This window comes from Burkholderia sp. BCC1998, assembly GCF_905339875.1.
Classification (GTDB): Bacteria; Pseudomonadota; Gammaproteobacteria; order Burkholderiales; family Burkholderiaceae; genus Burkholderia.
The window spans coordinates 1-821 of the sequence record NZ_CAJPHE010000082.1; the positions used below are offsets into that span (position 1 = coordinate 1).

1 protein-coding gene is annotated in these 821 nt (G+C 67.1%); it reads right to left on the reverse strand.

From position 1 onward, the window contains the following. Window positions 1–821 (reverse strand): AMP-binding protein (locus tag U5A56_RS36870; RefSeq protein ID WP_321927397.1); only part of this gene is annotated, 821 nt, incomplete at both ends.

Below are 821 nucleotides of genomic sequence, written 5' to 3' on the forward strand. Positions count from 1 at the left end.
GCCTTGATCAGCGAACGGATCGCGGTCGGCGCGGTGTAGAACACCGTGACCTTGTGATCGCCGATCATCTTCCAGAAGCGGCCGGCGTCCGGATACGTCGGCACGCCCTCGAACACGACCTGCGTGCCGCCGCACGCGAGCGGGCCGTACGTGATGTACGTGTGGCCGGTGACCCAGCCGATGTCGGCCGTGCACCAGAACACGTCGGCGGGCTTCCAGTCGAAGGTCCACTTCATCGTCTGCGCGGCCCACAGCAGGTAGCCGCCGGTGCTGTGCTGCACGCCCTTCGGCTTGCCGGTCGAGCCCGACGTATACAGGATGAACAGCGGATGCTCGGCGCCGACCCATTCCGGCGCGCAGGTGTCGGACTCGCCGTCGGCGATCTCGTGCATCCACAGGTCGCGTTCGGCATGCCAGTCGATCTTGCCGCCGGTGCGGCGATAGACGATCACGCTCTTGACCGCTTCGCAGCCGCCCATCGCGAGCGCTTCGTCGGCGATGCTCTTGAGCGGCAGCGTCTTGCCGCCGCGCGCCTGCTCGTCGGCGGTGATGAGCGCAACGGCGCCGACGTCGACGAGCCGCTCGTTGAGCGATTTCGCGGAGAAGCCGCCGAACACGACGGAGTGCGTGGCGCCGATGCGCGCGCAGGCCTGCATCGCGACGATGCCTTCGATCGACATCGGAATATAGATGATGACGCGATCGCCCTTGCCGATCCCGCGTTTCTTCAGCGCGTTCGCGAAGCGCGACACGCGTGCCAGCAGCTCGGCATAGGTGACGCGCGTGACGGTGCCGTCGTCGGCCTCGAAGATCACGGCGAC